This is a genomic window from Stenotrophomonas sp. YIM B06876 (assembly GCF_030711595.1).
Taxonomy (GTDB): Bacteria; Pseudomonadota; Gammaproteobacteria; order Xanthomonadales; family Xanthomonadaceae; genus Stenotrophomonas.
In genome coordinates this window covers 40,222-61,108 of sequence record NZ_JAUJUJ010000011.1, presented here as the reverse complement: position 1 = coordinate 61,108, position 20,887 = coordinate 40,222, and the positions used below count along the sequence as shown (strand labels likewise).

The 20,887-nt window shown below is 62.2% G+C and carries 14 protein-coding genes and 1 pseudogene; 13 read left to right on the top strand and 2 right to left on the bottom strand.

What is annotated here, in order from left to right:
• Window positions 1-48: 48 nt before the first annotated feature.
• Window positions 49-585 (bottom strand): RcnB family protein, encoded by a 537-nt coding sequence (locus tag QZH66_RS06795; protein ID WP_305805198.1) that lies wholly within the window; start codon window positions 583-585, stop codon window positions 49-51.
• 293 nt (window positions 586-878) lie between these two features.
• Here QZH66_RS06795 and QZH66_RS06790 point away from each other — a divergent pair, with 293 nt between their 5' ends.
• The 13 genes from QZH66_RS06790 to QZH66_RS06730 all read left to right on the top strand — a co-directional run bounded on the left by QZH66_RS06790 (window position 879) and on the right by QZH66_RS06730 (window position 20,408).
• On the top strand, window positions 879-2,093 hold the full coding sequence (locus QZH66_RS06790) for an efflux RND transporter periplasmic adaptor subunit (RefSeq protein ID WP_305805197.1): 1,215 nt from the start codon (window positions 879-881) through the stop codon (window positions 2,091-2,093).
• Window positions 2,090-5,173: an efflux RND transporter permease subunit gene (locus QZH66_RS06785; RefSeq protein ID WP_305805196.1), complete on the top strand. Its 3,084-nt coding sequence runs from the start codon at window positions 2,090-2,092 to the stop codon at window positions 5,171-5,173. Before QZH66_RS06790 ends, QZH66_RS06785 begins: the two co-directional genes overlap by 4 nt.
• Window positions 5,170-8,385 carry an efflux RND transporter permease subunit gene (locus QZH66_RS06780; protein WP_305805195.1) on the top strand — a complete coding sequence of 1,072 codons (3,216 nt, stop codon included), beginning with the start codon at window positions 5,170-5,172 and terminating at the stop codon, window positions 8,383-8,385. Before QZH66_RS06785 ends, QZH66_RS06780 begins: the two co-directional genes overlap by 4 nt.
• Window positions 8,382-9,803: an efflux transporter outer membrane subunit gene (locus tag QZH66_RS06775; protein ID WP_305805194.1), complete on the top strand. Its 1,422-nt coding sequence runs from the start codon at window positions 8,382-8,384 to the stop codon at window positions 9,801-9,803. The genes QZH66_RS06780 and QZH66_RS06775 overlap by 4 nt, the downstream gene beginning before the upstream one ends.
• A 554-nt stretch (window positions 9,804-10,357) precedes the next feature.
• Entirely contained in the window at window positions 10,358-10,627 is a 270-nt protein-coding gene (locus tag QZH66_RS06770; protein ID WP_305805224.1) for a hypothetical protein, read from the top strand.
• A 158-nt stretch (window positions 10,628-10,785) separates the two neighbouring features.
• Window positions 10,786-11,466, top strand: coding sequence for a hypothetical protein (locus tag QZH66_RS06765; protein WP_305805193.1), 681 nt, complete (start codon window positions 10,786-10,788; stop codon window positions 11,464-11,466).
• A gap of 303 nt (window positions 11,467-11,769) precedes the next feature.
• Window positions 11,770-12,408 carry a hypothetical protein gene (locus QZH66_RS06760; RefSeq protein ID WP_305805192.1) on the top strand — a complete coding sequence of 213 codons (639 nt, stop codon included), beginning with the start codon at window positions 11,770-11,772 and terminating at the stop codon, window positions 12,406-12,408.
• Window positions 12,371-13,507, top strand: coding sequence for an XRE family transcriptional regulator (locus QZH66_RS06755; RefSeq protein ID WP_305805191.1), 1,137 nt, complete (start codon window positions 12,371-12,373; stop codon window positions 13,505-13,507). Before QZH66_RS06760 ends, QZH66_RS06755 begins: the two co-directional genes overlap by 38 nt.
• A gap of 26 nt (window positions 13,508-13,533) precedes the next feature.
• A complete protein-coding gene (locus tag QZH66_RS06750) occupies window positions 13,534-13,782 on the top strand; it encodes a DUF2188 domain-containing protein (protein WP_305805190.1) in 249 nt (82 codons plus the stop codon).
• Window positions 13,783-13,835: 53 nt separating this feature from the next.
• Window positions 13,836-16,199 carry a DEAD/DEAH box helicase family protein gene (locus QZH66_RS06745; protein WP_305805189.1) on the top strand — a complete coding sequence of 788 codons (2,364 nt, stop codon included), beginning with the start codon at window positions 13,836-13,838 and terminating at the stop codon, window positions 16,197-16,199.
• A 3-nt stretch (window positions 16,200-16,202) separates the two neighbouring features.
• Window positions 16,203-17,678 carry a class I SAM-dependent DNA methyltransferase gene (locus QZH66_RS06740; RefSeq protein WP_305805188.1) on the top strand — a complete coding sequence of 492 codons (1,476 nt, stop codon included), beginning with the start codon at window positions 16,203-16,205 and terminating at the stop codon, window positions 17,676-17,678.
• Window positions 17,675-19,318 (top strand): restriction endonuclease subunit S, encoded by a 1,644-nt coding sequence (locus QZH66_RS06735; RefSeq protein WP_305805187.1) that lies wholly within the window; start codon window positions 17,675-17,677, stop codon window positions 19,316-19,318. Before QZH66_RS06740 ends, QZH66_RS06735 begins: the two co-directional genes overlap by 4 nt.
• Window positions 19,299-20,408: an SIR2 family protein gene (locus tag QZH66_RS06730; protein WP_305805186.1), complete on the top strand. Its 1,110-nt coding sequence runs from the start codon at window positions 19,299-19,301 to the stop codon at window positions 20,406-20,408. Before QZH66_RS06735 ends, QZH66_RS06730 begins: the two co-directional genes overlap by 20 nt.
• Before the next feature lie 61 nt (window positions 20,409-20,469).
• On the opposite strand, the pseudogene QZH66_RS06725 reads toward QZH66_RS06730, so the two are convergent.
• Window positions 20,470-20,712: pseudogene (locus QZH66_RS06725) on the bottom strand (integrase core domain-containing protein); the annotation flags it as partial.
• Between the last annotated feature and the right edge of the window lie 175 nt (window positions 20,713-20,887).

The window sequence follows — 20,887 nt, the reverse complement described above, 5'->3', positions numbered from 1 at the left end:
TCCGACCGGCCAGCGGTCTCGCGCTGGCCGGCTTGGCGAAACGGAACATCAATGGAAGATGTCGTAAACGCTCTGCACGATTTCGCCTGTTGCCAGATTGATCATCAGCCCATCGTTGCCGTAGCGGACCCACTCGTAGCCGACTGGCGGCATGTCCAAACCAAACAGCCAGTAATCCGTGAGCAGGTAGTCCGGCCCCCAGAACTCGGCGGGCAGGATGTCGCCATAACGCCAGCGCCGGTACTCGAAGCCCGGTCGGGCGTGATACGGGCCAATCCTGTAATTTTGCGCAGCGCGGAAATTGTGGTGATAGCGGTCCGCATCAAAGGTCTTTGGGCGCATGTCGATTTCGTGCGGACGTTGCAGTCGCTGATATCCAAAAGGTTGCCGTTGCATTTCGACGCCGCGTTCGCCGCGTTGACCGCGATCATCTTGTTGGTTGCGTGCGCCGCCACCGTGTTGCTGATGTTCCATTGCTGCCGGGGTTCCATGCCGCTCTTGGGCAAACGAAATCGTGGGGGACAAGAGCAGGGCCGCGGAAAATACAAAAATCCATTGGCCGTGAGGATGAAGTTGGTTCGACATTTCTCACTCCTTAGCTGTTGATGGGATGAGTGCAGCGGCGCCGTAAGGCGCGCGCCACTGGGATATTGGGCGCCCGCGCACCGTCATCTGGATGTGAGGCCGGGGCGATTTTCCGGCGTTTTCACAAGCCCATCCGACCAGCGGCAGATATTGGTCCGGTATTGCCAGCGGCTACCGCCATCGGGGGCCCCCGGCTGGTCGCGGCCGGGTCACCAGGCCGCGTTCGAGAGCGGGTCGCGCGCTTCGGGATATCGCACGCTGCAGTTATCTGGGTACAGCCTTTTGGAGAGGTGATGACGACGGATATGGGCACCGGCACGGCGCACCACGCACACCGGAGGCGGTGGAGGCGAACGCTCGGGCTGTCTGCCGGCGCCGTCATCGCCGTGGTTGCGCTGGCCTGGCTCATCCGCAACAACGCCGGCGGCGACCGACCCCATCGCAACCCCGCCATTACCGTGGGCGTGGCCACTGCCGGTATCAGCGATGTACCGATCGTCCTGGATGCACTGGGCACGGTGACCCCGCTGGCCCAGGCGGTCGTGCAGCCACAGGTCACGGGTGTCATCACCCGGATTCTGTACCGCGAGGGCGAGACCGTCGCACAGGGCCAGACCTTGGTGGTGATCGATCCGCGTCCGTTCGAGCTCGCGCTGCAGCAGGCCCAGGGCGCGCTGGCCCGGGACGAAGCGCAGCTGCATATTGCCGCATTGACGTTGCAGCGCTACCGGGTGCTGGCCCAGCAGGATTCGATCGCCGGCCAGGATGTCGATACCCAGGCGGCCACGCTCAAACAGCTGCAGGGAACGGTGGCGGCCGACCGCGCAACGCTGGCCAGCGCCCAGCTCGATCTGGCATTCAGCCGCCTCGTGGCGCCTATCGCCGGCCGGGCCGGTCTGCGCAACGCCGATGTCGGCAGCTATGTCACGCCAACCACGCCCTCGGGGGTGGTGACAATCGTGCAGACCATGCCGATCGATGTGGAATTCGCGCTGCCGCAGGACAACCTGCCCGATCTGCAGGCGCGTCTGGCACGCGGTGAGCTGCCGTTGGCCGTGGCGATGGACCGTACCCGCAGCAGCACGCTGGCGAGCGGGCGATTTCTGTCATTGGACAACCAGGTGGATGCCACCACCGGCACCATCAAGGCCAAGGCGCGATTCGACAACACCGGCAACACATTGTTTCCCGGGCAGTTCGTCAATATCACGTTGCAGCTGGATGTGGCGCGTGGTGCGATCACGGTACCGGCCGCCGCATTGCGTACCGGACCTTCAGGCGACTTCGTCTATCGCATCGAGCAGGGCAACCGCGCCCGGCTGCAACCGGTACAGCGCGGGCCGGCGACGGGCGACAGCGTTTCGGTGCTCAAGGGGCTGGCGAAGGGCGACGTGGTGGTCATCGCCGGCGGGGATCAGCTGACCGATGGCGCCAGCGTGCGCCGCGCCTCTGCCGGGGTCAGCCCTGCGCCGTCGAAGGCCGCCACCCGGCGGCAAGGGCAGCGGTGAATCCGTCGCGACTTTTCATCCTGCGCCCGGTAGCGACGTCGCTGCTGATGGCCGCCATCGTGCTCGCCGGCCTGCTGGGCTTCCGTCTGTTGCCGTTGTCCGCATTGCCGCAGGTGGACTACCCGACCATCCAGGTGCAAACGCTGTATCCCGGCGCCAGCCCGGAGGTGATGGCCAATACGGTCACCGCGCCGCTGGAGCAGCAATTCGGGCAGATGTCCGGATTGCTGCTGATGGAATCCACCAGCGCCGCCGGGGCTTCGGTGATCACTCTGCAGTTCGATCTGTCGCAATCGCTGGACGTGGCCGAGCAGGAGGTGCAGGCGGCGATCAACGCCAGCGGCAGCCTGTTGCCCGCCGACCTGCCGGCGCCGCCGGTGTACGCCAAGGTCAATCCCGCCGACACCCCGGTGATGACGCTGGCGGTCAGCTCCGACTCGATGCCGTTGACCTCGGTGCAGCGCTTGGTGGACAGCCTGCTGGTGCAGAAAATCGCCCAGGTGCCCGGGGTCGGGCTGGTGTCGCTGAGCGGAGGCAACCGGCCCGCGGTACGCATCCAGGTCGACAGCCAGCGGCTGGCGTCCTACGGGCTGGGGATCGACAGCCTGCGCACGCTGATCAGCGCGGCCAATGCCAGCGGCGCCAAGGGCAGTTTCGATGGCCCCACCCGCGCCTACACCATCGATTCCAACGACCAGTTGCTGACCGCAGCCGATTACAGCGCGCTGGTGCTGGCCTACCGCAATGGCGCGGCGATCCGGCTGGCCGACGTGGCCCGGGTGGTGACGGCGGCCGAGAACAATCGCCTTGGCGCCTGGGCCAACCTGACCCCGGCGATCCTGATCAACATCCAGCGCCAGCCGGGCGCAAACGTCATTGCCACCGTGGATGCGATCAGCCGGCAGTTGCCGGCATTGCAATCCAGCCTGCCGGCGGGGATCAAAGTGACGGTCATGAGTGATCGCACCACCAGCATCCGTGCTTCGGTGCGTGACGTCGAGTTCGAGATGCTGCTGGCCATCGCCCTGGTGGTGGCGGTGATCTACGCCTTCCTGTGGGACGTGCGCGCCACGTTCATCGCGGCGGTGGCGGTGCCGATTTCGCTGGTCGGCACCTTTGGCGTGATGCACCTGCTGGGTTTCAGCCTCAACAACCTGAGCCTGATGGCACTGACGATCGCCACCGGATTCGTGGTCGACGATGCGATCGTGATGATCGAAAACATCTCCCGTTACATCGAGGCCGGCGAGCGGCCCTTCGAGGCGGCGCTGAAGGGCGCGCAGCAGATCGGCTTCACCATCATCTCGCTGACCGTGTCGCTGATCGCGGTGCTGATCCCGCTGCTGTTCATGGGCGATGTGGTGGGCCGGCTGTTCCGCGAATTCGCGATGACACTGGCCATCACCATCGTGATTTCGGCGGTGGTGTCGCTGACCTTGACGCCGATGCTGTCGGCACGCTGGCTGTCGGCGCGGCCGCAGAACCCGGCCGGATCGAGGACAGTAAAAGGCTTTGCGCGGTTGCAGCACGGCTACGGCCGCAGCCTGGACTGGGTGCTGGAGCGGCAGGCGGCGATGCTGTGGGTGGCCGCCGCCACCTTGCTGCTGACCTTCGCGCTCTATCTGTGGATCCCCAAAGGCCTGTTCCCGACCCAGGACACAGGCCAACTGCAGGCGGAAATCCGCGCCGCACGCACGATTTCCTATGCCGGCATGGCGCAGACCCAGCAGGCGGCGGCGCGGCTGATCCTGCAGGATCCCGACGTGCAGTCGCTGACGGCGTTCATCGGGGTCGACGGCATCAACACCAGCCTGCTCGGTGTCGGCCGGATGATGATCAACCTCAAGCCGGTGCGGAGCCGCGCGCCGGAGGCGATCATGCAGCGGTTGCGCGAACGGATCGCCACCTTGCCCGGGGTGCAGCTGTACATCCAGCCGGTACAGGACCTGACCATCAACGTGGACACCGGGCCCACCCGCAACCGTTTTTCGCTGCGTGGCGCCGATCAGGGCGTGGTCGATGCCACGGCCTTGAAACTGACCGCCGCGCTGCAGGCGTTGCCCGCGTTGCAGCATGTGATCAGCGATGCCGGGGCGCAGGGGCTGTCGGCCTACGTGGAGGTGGACCGCGATACCGCGGCGCGCCTGGCCATCACCACCTCCACCGTGGATGAAACCCTTTACAGCGCTTTTGGGCAGCGGATCATTTCAACGATCTTCGACCAGGCCGCGCAATACCGGGTAATCCTGGAGGCCGACCCGACCCTGGTGGCGCGCCCGGCCGACCTTGGTCGCCTGCATATCCCCACCGCCGGCGCCCCGACGCCGCTGACCGCCTTGGCACGGATCGAGCAGCGCCAGGCGCCGCTGCAGATCAACCATGTCGCCCAGTTTCCGGCGGCATCGGTCGGCTTCGATACCGCGCCAGGCGTGTCCCTGGGCAAGGCCGTCAGCGCCATCCATGATGCGGCCCGCTCGCTGCCGCTGCCGGCCGGGGTATCAATCAGTTTCACCGGGGCCGCCAGCGCCTATGAAACCTCGCTGCAGAACGAACTGTGGCTGATCCTGGCCGCGGTCGTATGTGTCTATATCGTGCTGGGCATCCTGTATGAAAGTTTCATCCACCCGTTGACGATCCTTTCCACGCTGCCATCGGCCGGGGTAGGGGCGTTGCTGGCGCTGATGCTCAGCGGCAGCGACCTGGGAGTGATCGGCATCATCGGCATCATCCTGCTGATCGGCATCGTCAAGAAGAACGCGATCATGATGATCGACTTCGCGCTTGACGCCGAACGCAACGAGGGAAAATCCGCACGCGTTGCCATTCACCAGGCGGCGCTGCTGCGGCTGCGTCCGATCCTGATGACGACGCTGGCGGCGATGTTCGCGGCCATTCCGCTGATGTTCGGCTGGGGGCAGGGCTCAGAGTTGCGCCATCCCCTGGGAATCGCGATCTTCGGCGGTTTGATGGTCAGCCAGGCGTTGACGCTGTTCACCACACCGGTGATCTATCTGGCCTTCGACCGGCTGGCGCAGCGCCGCCGGCTCCCCCCCGCGGCCGCCGGGCGGAAGCCGGGATGAACCTGTCCGCGCCCTTCGTACGGCGCCCGGTGGGCACCATTTTGATGACCCTGGGCATTGCCTTGGCCGGGGCGATGGCGTTTGCCAACCTGCCGGTTTCGCCGTTGCCGCAGGTCGATTTCCCGACCATTTCGGTGACCGCCAGCTTGCCCGGCGCCAGCCCGGAGACGATGGCCTCCACCGTGGTGACGCCGCTGGAGCGCCGCCTCGGGCTGATCGCCGATGTCACCGAAATGACCTCGGTGAGTGTCACCGGGCGCGGCCATATCACCTTGCAGTTCGATCTGGACCGGGACATCGACGGCGCGGCGCGGGACGTGATGGCCGCCATCAATGCCGCCCGCAGCGATCTGCCGGCCACGTTGAAAGCCAATCCGACCTACAACAAGGTCAATCCTGCCGATGCGCCGGTGATGATCCTGGCGCTGCGCTCACCCACGCGCAGCCCCGGGCAGATCTACGAAGTGGCCACCAATATCGTGCAGCAGTCGCTCTCGCAGGTCGCCGGCGTGGGCAATGTCGAAATGGGCGGCGGCTCGCTGCCGGCGGTAAGAGTGGAGCTCATTCCCGGGGCACTGACCAACAACGGCATCGGCCTGGAAAACGTCCGGGCCGCGATCTCGGCAGCCAATCCCAACCGCCCCAAGGGCGTGATCGAGGATGCCAGCCACGCATTCCAGATCTACACCAACGATACCGTGCAGGTGGCCGCGGATTTCCGCGATCTCGTCCTCGGTTGGCGCAACGGCTCGGCGGTACGCCTGCGCGATGTCGCCGAGGTGATCGACGGGGTCGAAGACGTCCACACCCTGGGATTGTTCAACGGCCGGCCGGCGGTGGTGGTGGTGCTGAGCCGCCAGCCCGGTGCCAACATCATCAGCACCGTGGATGGCATCCGCGCCGCATTGCCCGCAGTGCGTGCACAGCTGCCGGCCGACATCGAACTGGAGGTCGCCTCCGACCGCACCAGCACCATCCGCGCCTCGCTGCGCGAGGTCGAGCTGACCCTGCTGATCGCCCTGGTGCTGGTCATCATGGTGGTCGGCCTGTTCCTGCGCAGCGTACGCGCCACCTGGATTCCCGCCATCGCGGTCAGCACCTCGATCCTCGGTGCGCTGGCGGTGATGTATCTGCTGGGTTTCAGCCTCAACAACCTCAGCCTGATGGCGCTGACCGTGGCCACTGGATTCGTCGTCGATGATGCGATCGTGGTGCTGGAGAACACCAGCCGGCATCTCGAGAACGGCATGGCGCGAGCACAGGCGGCGCTGCTGGGCGCGCGCGAGGTCGGCTTTACCGTGCTTTCGATCAGCCTTTCGCTGGTCGCGGTTTTCATCCCGTTGCTGTTCATGGGCGGCATCGTCGGCCGGCTGTTCCGCGAGTTCGCGGTGACCTTGTCAGCTGCGGTGATGGTGTCGTTGCTGATTTCGCTGACCACCACGCCGATGATGTGCGCCTGGTTGCTGCAGAGCCGGACGCCGGAGCACCGTCCCGGCCGGCTGGCCGCCGCCCTGGAGCGCGGCTTCAACCGGGTCAATGAGCGCTACGGCCATGGCCTGGTCTGGGCGCTGGACCATTCGCGGATCATGCTGGCCTGTCTGGTCGCGGTGGTCGGGCTCAATGTCTATCTGCTGTGGGTGGTGCCCAAAGGGTTTTTCCCCGAACAGGACAGTGGCCAGATCAGCGGCGGGGTACGCGCCGACCAGAGCATTTCGTTCCAGGCCATGCGCGGCAAGCTGACCCGGATCCTGGCGGTGCTGGGCGCCGATCCGGCAGTCCAGGACGTGGTCGGCTTCACCGGCGGTTCGCGGGCCGGCGGCGGCTTCGTTTTCCTTACCCTCAAACCCAAACCGGGCCGGACCGACAGCAGCCAGACCGTCATTTCACGTCTGCGCCCGAAGCTGGCGGCCATCAGCGGGGTCAGTCTGTTCCTCAATCCGGTGCAGGACGTGCGCATGGGCGGACGGCAAAGCAATGCCACCTACCAGTACACCCTGCAAAGCGACAACGCGGCCGATCTTGCCACCGCGGTTGAACGCATGAGCGGGGCGATGGCCCGCCTGCCGGCGCTGGTGGACGTGAACTCGGATGTGCAGGGCAGCGGGGTGGAAAGCTATGTCACCATCGATCGCGCCTCGGCAGCGCGCCTGGGCGTCTCGGCGATCGACATCGACAACGTGCTCTATGACGCCTTCGGTCAGCGGCAGGTGTCGACGATCTACAAACACCTCAACCAGTATCACGTCGTCATGGAAGTGGCGCCCGCGTTTTCACGTGATCCCTCGGCACTGGCTGCGGTGTTTGTGCCCGCCGGAAATCCCGCATCCCCGGCGGCAGGCAGCAACCTGCCGACCACCGGACCCAATGCGTCGCCGGTGCGTGGCGCCTCGCAAAGTGCCGCCCTCAGCCAGACCGTGCAGGCGATGGTACCGCTGTCGGCGTTTTCCAGCTTTGGCCTTGCCAGTGCGCCCACCGCGATCAACCATCAGGACAGTGCGATTGCAGCCACGATCTCATTCAACCTGCCCCCCGGAATCCCACTCAGTGCGGCGCAGCAGGCGATTGACCAGGCCGCACGCGCCAGCGCCATGCCAGCGACGGTACACGGCAGCTTCCAGGGCACCGCCAAGGCCTATCAGGATTCGTTGCGCGACCAGCCGCTGCTGATCGCCGCGGGCATCCTGGCGATCTACGTGGTACTCGGCGTCCTCTACGAAAGCCTGATCCATCCGCTGACCGTGCTGTCCACACTGCCATCGGCGGGAATCGGTGCGGTGCTGGCATTGATGCTGTTCAAGATGGAGTTCTCGATCATCGCCCTGATCGGCTTGATCCTGCTGATCGGCATCGTCAAGAAAAACGCGATCCTCATCGTCGACTTCGCCCTGGATGCGATGCAAAGCCGTGGGCTGGCGGCACGGGAGGCGATTGTCGAGGCCTCGAAACTGCGTTTTCGGCCGATCCTGATGACCACCCTGGCAGCGGCCATGGGCGCGGTACCACTGGCCATCGGTTTCGGCGAGGGTGCCGAGCTGCGCCAGCCGCTGGGCGTTGCGATCATCGGTGGCTTGCTGTGCAGCCAGGTGCTGACGCTGTTCACCACGCCGGTAGTGTTCCTGTTGCTTGATGGCTGGCGAAGGAGGCGACCGCAACCGCTGGAACAGGGCCCACTGCTACGGCCTGTTCCCGAACAGGACGGGGGCCCGCCATGAAGCGCCTGTATCCGATGTTGCTGCTGGCCGGCTTGAGCGCATGCACCGCCGGCCCGAACTACGTCCGTCCGGCCACGGTGGTGCCAGCGGCCTACAAGGAAGCCGGCAACTGGGTCACAGCGGTTCCGGCCGACGAGCAACCGCGCGGACCATGGTGGCAGGTGTTTGGCGACCCCGTGCTCGATCGGTTGGCCGCCCAGATCCACGTGTCGAACCAGACCCTGGCGGCGTCGGAGGCGGCCTATCGCCAAGCCCGTGCACTGGTCCGTGAGCAACGCGCCGGCTATTTCCCCACCATTGAACTGGATGCCTCCGGGCAACGGGCGCGCAGTCGCAGCGCTGGCAGCGGAAGCGGTACCGCAGGGGTTGGCCAGAACTTTCTGGCCGACATCAGCGCCAGCTGGGAGCCGGACCTGTGGGGAAGTGTCCGCCGCGCGGTGGAGGCGGCCGACGCCAGTGCCGCTGCCAGTGCCGCCGACCTTGCCGGTGTCCGTCTTTCCATCCAGGGGGCATTGGCGGCCAACTACCTGCAATTGCGCGAGACCGACGTTGAGATCGCCCTGGTTGCGGCCACCATTCGTGCCTACCAGCGTGCGCTTGAAATCACCCGCAACCGCTATGCCATGAAGATCGATGCCCGCAGCGATGTGCTGCAGGCGCAAACGCAGTTGGCCAATGCCCGTGCGGCGGAACTGGCGTTGCAGCAGCAACGGGCGCTGCTCGAACATGCCATCGCGGTACTGGTGGGCAAGGCGCCGGCGGATTTCAGCCTCGGCGAAGACCCGCACTGGTCAGCGCAGGTGCCGCAAATCCCGCTTGAACTGCCATCAACCCTGCTGCAACGGCGGCCGGATATTGCCGGGGCGGAACGGCGAATGGCCGCAGCCAATGCCCAGATCGGGGTCAATGAAGCGGCGTTCTTCCCGGCCATCACCCTGACCGGTTCGCGCGGTGTGGGGGCGTCCCAGGTCCGCCACCTGTTTGACGCCGAATCCAGCCTCTGGTCACTGGGCGTGGCGTTGGCACAAGTAGTGTTTGACGGTGGCGCACGGCGTGCCCGGGTCGATGCCGCCAAGGCCGCCTATGACCAGGCGGTCGCGGTCTACCGGCAGACCACGCTGGCGGCATTCCAGAATGTGGAAGACCAGCTGGCCGCGACCCGTTTGCTGGAGCAGCAGGCAGCCCGGCTGATGGAGGCGTCCCGCGCCGCTGACGAAGCCGAACGTATCAGCCTCAACCAGTACCAGGCCGGTCTGATCGCCTACACCGATGTCGTGGTCACGCAGACCGTGGCGCTGTCGGCACGTCAGGCAGTGGCAAAGGTGCAGGGCGCCCGGCAGACCACCGCAGTGGCGTTGATCCAGGCGCTGGGAGGGGGTGTTGGGCCGTTTCATGGATCCGACCTCACCCCGCCATGAATAGCGCTCGGATTCAAAGGCAGGGGTATGTCGGACGGCCTCCCCGCCAACTGTGCGGCATACAAAGCCCGTTGGGATCTTTCCCACGCCAGCGTTCGATGCCCGGGCGTGCGTGGGGCAGGCGACGTGATCCGGCGACTTCGGGGAGCGCCCGTATCGCGGTAATGGGCATCGTCAGCCAGGCAACCACGGTGCGCGGCGCCGTCGGCTACGTGCCACAAGCGCTATCGGCCGATAGCGAACTGACCGGCTACGAGAACCTGCTGATATTCGGGCGGCTGTCTGGCAATCCGCGCGCCGAGCGTGCCCATCGCATCACCGAGGCCTTGGCGGTGACGGACCTGCAGGAGGCGGCAGGTGAGCTGGTCGCCACCCATTTGGGGAGGCATGATCCGCCGCCTGGAAATTGCGCAGTCGATGCTGCATCGGCCACGCCTGCTGCTTCTCGACGAGAGGTGCTACCCCTTCACAATCCATCTACGTATTGCAGCGTAATCATGTATCCGGTAAAAAGCCCGCTATATCTCCGAGGTCCCCCGCGAAGGAGTGTTGAAATGCTTATGACCAAGAAAAATCTGGTGATCACGCGTACGCTCGGTGTGGCGCTCGTCGCCGCCTTGGGTCTTGGCGGTTGCGCCACCTATAAAGAAGATTTTGCAAGGATCAACTCACGCCTCGATCAACTCGACGTGAAGGTGCAGAACGCAGCCCAGAGCGCCGAATCCGCCAATCAGTCCGCGCAGCAGGCCAACCAGCGTCTGGATCAGATTGAAAGCCGGGTCCAGAAGCTTGAAGCGGCCCCGCACCGCGTACCGCGCGGTTAGTCGCCGTTGCGCAAGTGGTGACGAAAGGTTTGAACTCGAGACCCGGTGGCCTTTGATGACCACCGGTTTTTTTTCTTGACCCGTTCTTCGTTCCAAGGAAGTGTCCCATCAATACGTCCGCACACCCCGCCATCCGGGTCGCTTGTGGCGTGCTGGCGTTGGCGCTGGCGTTCGCGAGCTTCAACGTGGCCAGCGCCGAGGAGGCTCCAGCACAACCTGTGGCCGCCGTAGACCAGCTTCCGCAAGGCCAAGAAGTCTCCGACACGGTGATTGAGCTCGCAGGCTGGGTGGTTGCAACCAGGGACAGTGAAGGCTACCCGTTTGCGATCATGGACAAGGCCGCTGCACAGATCCTGGTGTTCGGCCCCGACGGCCGTCTTCGCGGCGCAGCGCCTGGACTCTTTGGCTCCGCCGTCGGCGACCATTCGGCCCCGGGCATCGCCGGCCTCGCGCTTGGCGAAATTCCGGGCAAGGATCGTACGACGCCTGCGGGTCGCTTCGTGGGCGGCTTCGGCCCGTCAATCGATGCGGGGCGCGTCCTGTGGGTGGACTACGATTCCTCGGTATCCATGCACCCTACGGCGACTGGCGTCCCAGCCGAGAGACGCGCCGAACGCCTTGCATCGCCTTCGCCGGACGATAACCGCATCACCCATGGCTGCATCAACGTATCGCCCGAATTCTACGAGCAGATCGTCCGTCCGACGTTCGAGCAGGGGGGGGTGTTCTACATCTTGCCGGACACGGCGTCGCTAGCGGAAACCTTCCCGGAGTTCGTGCAAAGTCTAGCGACTGCGCAGCGCTCCGATGACGGACACGCGGGGCCCGCCCACCACTGACGTGCGCGCCGACGCGTAGCCCATCGAAGGCGGTGCATCATCGTGATTTCGCAATCTTGGTACAAATAATCTGTGTTGCTTAGAAATTTCGTCTTAATACTCTGGTCTTTGTAGAACTTTTTCATAAAGATACGTTGCGTCGTACTTGAAGGCGACCATGTTGCGTCTCCGGTGGAGATGTAACGCAACAGCCTAGCGGGGCATGGCTGGTAGAGCTTCGATAAATGTTGCGGTGCAGGGGTTGACAAACCTCAAAAACAGCACAATTATCCACTTGACAGAACCAGAGTAGGGAACAGACAAGTGGAAAACCTGGCAAGTCCCTCAGAAATCTCCGATGAGTTGGCCCCGGAGCGTTTGAGCATCATCGCCCAGCTCATGCTCGAAGTGCTTCACAAGGCGCTCCTCGATACCAGCACAGAACACGACTGCGCCTACACCCAAGGAACTCTCCCATGGGGGCGCATTCGCAACGCGGTGAAGCTGCTTGTCTCGTCACGGCGCCATCCATGGCTCAGCATCAAACACGCCGGCAACGACTTGTTGATTGGAATCGGCTCGCATCCGGTGCGCTTCTTCTTGGATGACCACCTCAGCCCACGAAAGATTCGTGTGCTGAATCCAACCGAGAGTGAGATGCAGCAATTGGAATTGCTGCCCGAGAGTGGCGACAGGACGGTGGACCTGTGGCGATTTATCGTGGAACGCGCGATCACCGAGGATGATGAGCATCGTGTCTTTTTCGTCGGCTACAACCGGGTGAGAGAGGTGGTTGCTCAGTGGCAATACACCGACTCGGCTCGCACCTTCTTCGCAGTAGACGATTACATCCCGGCCGCAGCCGAACTCCCGCCGATTTATTTGACGCCCATCTACGACGACGAAGCAACATCTAGTGATTCTTATGAAGCCAACCCATCCAACAGCGCCATTGGCGACTGAGACGTTTAACGGGGGACAGCTTCGACTTGCACGTCACTTTTGGGGCAAGACGCTTAATGACGTAGCGATCGGCATCGAAAAAACCCGCCAGTATGTCTCGCAGCTTGAAACCGGAAAAGCCAAACCTCGATCAGATGACCCGATAGTCTTTTCTTTGGCGGATTCGCTTCAAGTCAAGCCGGCATTCTTTTACAAGTCTGCCGGTACTTTATTGTCAGAAGATCAGGCGCACTTTCGTAAGTTGGCGACCACGAAGACTAGTACTCGGCAACGGGTGCTGGCGATGGGGACGATTTTCGACCAGGTTGTGGAATTTATCGACACAAAGGTGAAGTTGCCTGATGTCGATTTTCCGGATGAGTCTGGCGCTCATACGGCTGAGGAGATCGAGCTTGCTGCCGAACGCGTGCGGCGCCACTGGTCACTTGGTGTAGGTCCAATTGCTCACATGGTTCGCGTGGTCGAGCGCGCTGGCGCCGTCGTCGCATTCTTCAAGGATGCTTCGACCGAAGTCGATGCACTGTCGATCACATCCCGTCGTCCCGTGATTGTCCGGAACGATGCCAAGGCGAGTCCGTTCCGGATGCGTTTCGATATTGCTCATGAGCTTGGACACTTGGTACTACACGAGGGGCATGTCACCGGGGACCGAAAGACAGAATCTGAGGCCAATAGATTTGCTTCGGCGTTTCTCATGCCTCGATCGACTTTCATGAAGGCCTTTCCCAAGCGTGGGAGTCGCATCGATTGGCCTGGCATCCGTGCATTGAAGCTGGAATTTCAAGTCAGCAAAGCGGCGATTCTGTATCGCGCCAAGTCCCTGGAGCTGCTCGACGACGACCAGTACCGCGGCGCGGTGATCACCCTGAAGAACCGTGGCGAGGCGATTCAGGAGGCTGAGGATGCGTTCTGCCAGAAGGAAGAGGCAGAGATCGTAACCAAGGCGCTGGACGTTCTTCGCGTCCATCACAAACTCAGTCGGGATGCGGTGGCCAAGCAACTGGATGTAAACCCTGCGCTACTCGCTCAGATTTTGCCCGCCAGTCCGGAGCTCGCCGATCCGCCGCGGGTAAAGCCCATATTGCAGCTAGTGAAATAGCCCCGTTTCCCAACAGGAGCCTCGCAATGAGCAAAGGCCGAGACAGGACCGTATACCGCCGCGACGATGGTTCGTGGGCGAACAAGCGCAATGATGCCGATCGTGCGTCCAGCGTCCACTCCACCCAGAAGGCGGCGGAAGACGCAGCGCGAGGAATGCTTAACAGGCAGGGTGGCGGCGAGCTGACGACCAAGGGCCGTGATGGCTTGATCCGAAGCAAGGACACCATTTCCCCAGGGCGCGATCCGGTTCCGCCCAAGGATCGCGAGCACTGAGACAGCCAGGAAGTAACCATGGATTGCTATTGCGAGTCGAGCCTGCCAAGCAAATGAACAAGAAACTCCTTTCAGAGACGGATATCCGTTCGAAATTCATTACGCCGGCGCTTTGCGGCCCGAATGGCGCTGGCTGGGATTTGATGACCCAGCTCAAGGAAGAAGCTTACTTCACGAAGGGACGAGTCGTTGTGCGCGGGAAGACCGTTCAACGGGGCGAGGCCAAGAAGGCCGACTACCTCCTCTATTACAAGCCGAACCTGCCCATCGCGGTCATCGAGGCTAAGGACAACAATCACGCCGTCGGCTCCGGCATGCAGCAGGCGCTCGAATACGCGGAGATTCTGGATGTCCCTTTTGCCTACAGTTGTAATGGCGACGCATTCCTGGAGCACGACCGCACCGCCACCAGCGGCACAGTGACTCGCGAAATCCCACTCGATCAGTTCCCCTCGCCAGGGGATCTATGGTTACGCCTTTGTGCAGCCAAGGGGCTGACTCAGCCACAGATCGCCGTCACCACCCAAGACTACTACGACGACGGTTCACGAAAATCGCCGCGCTACTACCAGCTCATTGCGATCAACCGCACCGTCGAAGCGATCGCTCGCGGAGAGAATCGCATTTTGCTCGTGATGGCCACGGGTACGGGAAAAACCTACACTGCCTTCCAGGTCATCTGGCGGCTTTGGAAGTCCGGAGCGAAGAAGCGCGTCCTTTTCCTTGTGGATCGCAACATCCTCGCCGACCAGACTAAGACCAACGATTTCAAGCCCTTCGGCGCAGCGATGACGAAGATCGTCAACCGCACGGTGGACAAGGCGTTTGAAATCTATCTCTGCCTCTACCAAGCCGTAACTGGCACGGAAGAGGATAAGAACATCTACAAGCAGTTCTCCCCCGATTTCTTCGACCTAGTGGTTGTCGATGAGTGTCATCGCGGTAGCGCCGCCGATGATGCCGCTTGGCGGCAGGTGTTGGAGTACTTCGCGTCCGCCACGCAGATCGGCCTCACCGCGACGCCCAAGGAAACCAACGACGTTTCCAACATCGAATACTTCGGTGAGCCGATCTACACCTATTCGCTGCGCCAGGGCATCGCCGACGGCTTCCTCGCGCCCTACAAAGTGGTTCGCATCGGCCTCGACAAGGACATTCTCGGCTGGCGGCCAGAGCTCGGTCAGCTGGACAAGTACGGCAACCTCATAGAGGACCGCGAATACAATCTGAGCGACTACGACCGTAACCTCATTCTTGAAAAGCGCACCGAACTCGTCGCCGCCAAGGTCACCGAGTTTCTTCGTGCTACCAACCGTTTCGCCAAGACAATCATCTTCTGCGAAACCACCGACCATGCTGATCGCATACGGCAGGCCATGGTCAACGCCAATCCAGACCTTGCCGCCGCCAACAGCAAATACGTCATGCGGATAACTGGCGACGATGATGAGGGCAAGGCCCAGCTCGATAACTTCATCGACCCAGAGGCCACCTATCCCGTCGTCGCCTGCACCTCGCGACTCATGAGCACCGGCGTGGATGCGCAAACTTGTCAGCTAATCGTCCTCGACAAACGCATCGGCTCGATGACGGAGTTCAAGCAGATCATCGGGCGCGGCACTCGTATAAACGAGGACTACGGGAAGCTCTTCTTCACCATCATGGACTTTCGCGGAGCGACCGCCCTGTTCGCCGATCCGACCTTCGACGGCGATCCCGTGCAGATCTACGAGCCGGGCCCGGATGATCCTCCAGTGCCGCCCGTGGAGCCACCGCCTGGTGGCGAGTCACCCGAGCCCACCCTTCCACCCGATCCTGGCCCCGGCCCAGGAGGGGAGGGGCCCGAGCCGCCCCGTCGCTATGTGATCAATAACGTGCCCGTCAGTGTCGCCGTAGAGCGCGTCCAGTACCTGGACGAAAGCGGCCGTCTCATCACAGAGTCGTTGACCGATTACACCCGCAAGACTGTTCGCACGGCCTACGCCACTCTCGACGCATTTCTGACCGTCTGGAACGATGCCGAGAAGAAGCAGGCCGTGCTGGAAGAACTCGCTGCCAAGGGCGTTTTCCTCGACGAACTCGCCGAGCAGGTAGGGCGCGATTACGACGCCTTTGACCTCGTCTGCCACGTAGCGTTCGATGCACCGCCGCTAACGCGCAAGGCGCGCGCCGAAAAGGTGAAAAAGCGCGATCTTTTCAGCAAGTACGGAGAGAAGGCCCGCGCTGTCATCGATGCCTTGCTTCAGAAATATGCCGACAGCGGCATCGCCAGCGTGGAGTCGATGGACATTCTCAAAGTTACTCCGCTGCCGTCCCTAGGCACCCCGACAGAAATCGTCAATCTCTTTGGTGGAAAGCGCGCCTATATTGCCGCGATCCGCGAACTCGAATCTGCCCTTTACCAAGAAGCTGCCTGATCAATGCCCAACGTCTCCAACCTCGTCAAAACCATCCAGGACATCATGCGCAAGGACGCCGGAACCTACGGCGATGCGCAGCGCCTCGAGCAGCTTGGCTGGATGTTTTTCCTCAAGATCTTTGACGACCGCGAGAAGGAACTCGAACTCCTGCGCGACGATTACAAATCCCCCCTCCCGCAGCACCTGCGCTGGTCGGACTGGGCCGCGGATGAAGAGGGCATGACCGGGGACAAGCTCCTCGACTTCGTCAATAACACTCTCCTGCCCGAGCTGCAGAACCTAGCCGTCGGCGGTGACCGCGTGTCTGGCCTCATCCGCGCCGCGTTCGAAGATGCCAACAACTACATGAAGAACGGCACGTTGATGCGTCAGGTCATCAACAAGGTCAACGGCATCGACTTTAACGCCTCCGATGACCGCCACATGTTCGGCGACATCTACGAAAAGCTCCTCAAGGACCTCCAGTCCGCAGGTAATGCGGGCGAGTTCTACACCCCGCGCGCCGTCACCCAGTTCATCGTCGAACAGGTCAATCCCCGCCTCGGCGAGACAGTGCTCGACCCCGCTTGCGGCACCGGCGGCTTCCTGGTCTGCGCCATCGAGCACCTGCGCAAGCAAGCGAATACCGATGCCGACGAGCGCACCATCCAAGAGTGCTTCGCGGGCATCGAGAAGAAGCACCTGCCGCACGTCCTGTGCATGACCAATCTCCTCCTGCATGGCATCGACGTACCCGCCAATGTGCGCCACGACAACACGCTCGCCCGCCCGCTGCGCGACTGGGGGCCGAAGGAGCGCGTGGACGTCATTGTCACCAATCCGCCCTTCGGCGGCATGGAGGAGGACGGCATCGAGGCCAACTACCCGTCCGAGTTCCGCACCCGCGAGACTGCGGACCTCTTCCTCGTGCTGCTAATGAAACTGCTCAAGCCCGGCGGCCGCGCCGGCGTTGTGCTGCCCGACGGCACCCTCTTCGGCGAAGGTGTGAAGACGCGCATCAAAGAAGCCCTGCTCACCGAATGCAACCTCCACACCATCGTCCGCCTGCCCAATGGCGTCTTCAATCCCTACACCGGCATCCGCACCAACCTGCTTTTCTTTACGAAGGGCGCGCCAACGAAGGAAGTCTGGTACTACGAGCACCCGTATCCGCCCGGCGCCAAGAGCTACAACAAGGGCAAGCCCATCCGCATCGAGGAATTCGCTCCAGAGAAAGCCTGGTGGGGCGACGAGGCCGACGACTTTGCGGCCCGTGTGGAAAACGAATACGCCTGGCGCGTCTCCATCGACCAAATTAAAGCCGGCAACTTCAACCTCGACCTCAAGAACCCGCACAGTCCCGATGCCGCTCCCGGCGACGTGGATCACCTGCTGCCCGAATACGAAAAACTGCTCTCTCAGATGGCTCAGACGCGCGCGGAGCTGAAACAGGAACTCCAGCGCGCCCTCACCGCCACCGCCGGGGTCGCTGAATGAAGTTGGAGACGTTTTTCGATAAGTTCGACCAGTTCGCCGACGGACCCGATGCGGTGGCAAAGATGCGTGAGCTGGTGCTGGAACTTGCGATCCAAGGAAGACTCACATCCGCGCTTCCGAGCGATGGCACAGTCCCTTCCACAATCGAGCTCCGTGAAAGTGCTGCAGCCCTCGCGAACTCACTCGGATTGCGCTCGCCGAAACATGTGGTCGAAGACCTAGAGCCACCCTTCGACGTTCCATCCCACTGGCGATGGATCGCGCTTGCTGACATCGGTGCGGCGCAAACGGGAACAACCCCCAGCAAAGCCGATCACGGTGCATTTAACGGCGACATTCCTTTCATTAAACCTGCGGATATCTTTCCTAACGCGATCGACTACTCAAACGAGAGCCTGACTCGGCATGGGGCAGAAAATGGTAGTCGCCTCGCACCGAGTGGCAGCCTCCTCATGGTCTGCATCGGAACTATTGGGAAATGCAATCTGATCGAGCGGGAATGCGCCTTCAATCAGCAGATCAATTCACTTACGCCCGTCGCTGCTGTTGATTCGCGATATCTCCTGATAGCTGCCCGCTCTCGCTCCTTCCTAGACGCAGCGCGGAAGAAATCGAGCAGCACAACGATTGCGATTCTGAACAAGGGAAAGTGGCTTTCCATTCCCGTGCCCCTCCCGCCCCTCGCCGAGCAGAAGCGGATCGTGGCGAAGGTGGATGAGTTGTTGGCGTTGTGTGATCGGATGGAGGCGCAGCAGCAGGAACGGGAGACGCGGCACGCCGCGCTCGCCCGCGCGTCGCTGACTCGCTTCGCCGACTCGCCCACCCCGGCCAACCTCCAATTCCTCTTTCACCCATCCTACGCCATTCTCACCGCCGACCTCCGCAAGTCCATCCTCACTCTCGCCGTCCAAGGCAAACTCGTCCCCCAAGACCAAAACTACGAGCTGCCCGCAATTCCGAGCGACGGACAGATGGCCGGAGATTCGGAATGGGTTTCGCGACTCCAATTACCTGACACATGGTTGTGGGCAAGTCTCGAGTCGCTCTTAGCAGTCCTAAAAAACGGCTTCAACGGCAAGCCGAGCAAAATCCCAGGTTCATTCAAGGTCACGCGAATCGAGACAATCGCCCGTGAGACCATCGATTTGGCTCGTGTCGGTTATGCGGATGACTTGCCGGATGATGTTGTCGCGAAACACGCCGTGCTAAGAGGCGACATCCTACTTAGCCATATCAACAGTGAGCCCCATCTCGGTAAGACCGCAATCTGCACGATTGACGACCCGACCCTTGTCCACGGGGTAAATTTACTATTGCTCAGACCAATCGTTGGAATCGATTCCAGCTACCTTAATATCGCGCTGCGTGAGTTGAGAGCCGCAGGCTACTTCGTTTCAATCGCGCAGCGAGCGGTCAACCAAGCCTCAATCAATCAGAAAAAACTCGGAAAGACACCAATCCCCATCCCACCCGTAGCCGAACAACGCCGGATCGTGGCGAAAGTGGACGAACTGATGGCCTTGGTGGACGCGCTGGAAACTCAGCTCGCTGCCTCCCGCACCGCCGCCGCAAACCTCGTCTCCGCCGCCGTCGCCGAACTCATCAACGGGAAGGGACTCCATGCCATCGTTGAAGTTTGATCCCGAAGCCACTGTCGAGGAAATTGCCGGCATCGGCCGCCATGCGGCCTTCGACAGCGTGGTGGACGACAAGGATGACGATGCCATCCAGGTCGTCTGTAAGCGCGCCGACGGCACCGAGATTCCTTTGGCCAATCCCGCCCGTGCCTTCTATTTCGGCGACAGAATCCTTTACACGGAGGAAGCGCGCCGCTACGACCTCGGCGGAAAGCAGCGAACGCTCAATACCGATACGTTCCCTCGGAACGAGCGGCGCTTCGACGAACTGAAGCGCGCCTGCCAGCGCGGTTTCGTCATTCCCTTCGTTGGCGCGGGCATGTCCAAGAGCGCGGGATGTCCCGAGTGGAAGGAATACCTGCTCAATCTCTGTCCCGAGGCAGGACTCGATGAAGCGACGATGCGTCATCGCCTAGAAGATCACGGCGCCTACGAGGGCGTCATGCACGACCTCGTGACGAATCTGGGCGAAGCACGGTTCAATCTCGATTTCGAGCGCGATTTCACGCCGCCGGGCGACCTCGCTGGAGCCGTCCTAAGGCTCCCCGACCTCTTCGACAATTGCGTCATCACCACAAACTTCGACCGCGTGCTGGAGATGGCCTACGAGAAGTGCGGGAAAGCCTTCGTGGAAAAGACCACTGGCCGAGCTCCGGCTGGCTCCATCAATGCATTCTATCGGGCCATCCCCGCCGGCGACCGGCACCTGCTCAAACTGCACGGCAATCTCAATAACGCCGCGGAGCGCGTGCTGAATCGCGGGGAATACGACTCCGCCTATGGCAACGATGGCAACATCCACTTCGATTTCCCTCTACCCAAGCTCCTGAGACGCCTCTATACCAGCTTCAGTTTCCTCTTTCTCGGCTGCAGCTTGAGCTACGACCGCACCATCCAGAGCTTCGCCAAGATTGCCCAGGATATGGGTGCCGACTCCCTCCCGCACCACTACGCCATCCTCGCCAGTCCCAGCGACACAGCCAAGAAAGCCAACCTTGAACAACGCCTCGCCGACGCGCATATCTCCGCCATCTGGTTCCCCGAGGGCGAGTATCAGCACATCGAAGCCATGTTGGAGCTTCTGAGCGTCTGAATGACTTCGACACGCGACCTGCACCAGATGTACTTACATAGCTAAAAATGGGAAGATTACCCTCGTGGTTGTACGTCCAGAGCCATCGCGTGGCCTTGTCCTGCACCTGTTCGATGGTGTCGAACAGGGTTTGGGCCAGCCAGGCGTAGCGGACGGTGCGGTTGTAGCGTTCGACGTAGGCGTTCTGTTGCGGCTTGCCCGGCTGGATGTGCGCGATCCGGATGCCATGCCGCTGTGCCCAAGCCAGTAGCGCGCCACTGATGTACTCGGGGTCGTTATCGCAGCGAATGACCCTCGGCTTCCCGACTGCGAGGCCATGCGCGACGGATTTGGTCGCTGTTCCGAGCTGCTACACAGCGCCGCCGCTGCGTTGAACCGTCCTCGACCGAGGCCAGAAGCATTGACGGCCGAGATCGACGCCTAGCGGTGTGGGCGGACAGCCTTCGGCAGCGTCAGAATGTTGCTAGGCTGCCATGAGG